At 80.7% G+C, this 529-nt stretch carries 1 pseudogene; it reads right to left on the reverse strand.

Annotated elements, in window-relative coordinates:
• A pseudogene (locus GTW08_RS32120) lies at positions 1-358 on the reverse strand (hypothetical protein); the annotation flags it as partial.
• Positions 359-529 lie beyond the last annotated feature (171 nt).

A 529-nucleotide genomic window follows, 5' to 3' on the forward strand; every position in this document is an offset into this window, starting at 1 on the left:
CCCGCCCGGCCACCGCGCCGGGGTCCGTCGACCCGGGCCCGCAGGCGCCGGATCCGGACGTGGAGCACCCGGGTGCCCCACCGTCGGGTGCCGTCGTGCCGGACGGTGCGCCCCCGGGCGTCGCGACGACGGATCCCCCGGTGCCGGGCAGCGGTTCCCCCACGGCGGACAGCCGGCCGACGGCGCCGGACAGCGGCTCCACCGGATCGGGCAGCGGCTCCACGGGACCGGGCAGCGGCTCCACCGGATCGGGCGGCGGTTCCACGGGACCGGACAGCGGGACGACGGTGCCCGCCGACCCGGACCCGATCCCGTCGACCGGGAGCGAGGCATCGGCGGCCGCCGCGCCGGACAGCACCGGGACGGGCGCGACCGTGGCGACGGCCGTCCCACCTCCCGACGCGATCCCGCCCCGGCCACCCACGACCGACCCCGACCCGACCCTGCACGGTGTCCCCGCGGTCACGCCGCGCCCGATCCCCCGGCTCACGGCCGTGGTGCTGGTCGGGTCGCTGCTCGCGGCCGCCGG

This window comes from Pseudonocardia sp. SID8383 (assembly GCF_009864975.1).
Lineage (GTDB): Bacteria > Actinomycetota > Actinomycetes > Mycobacteriales > Pseudonocardiaceae > Pseudonocardia > Pseudonocardia alni.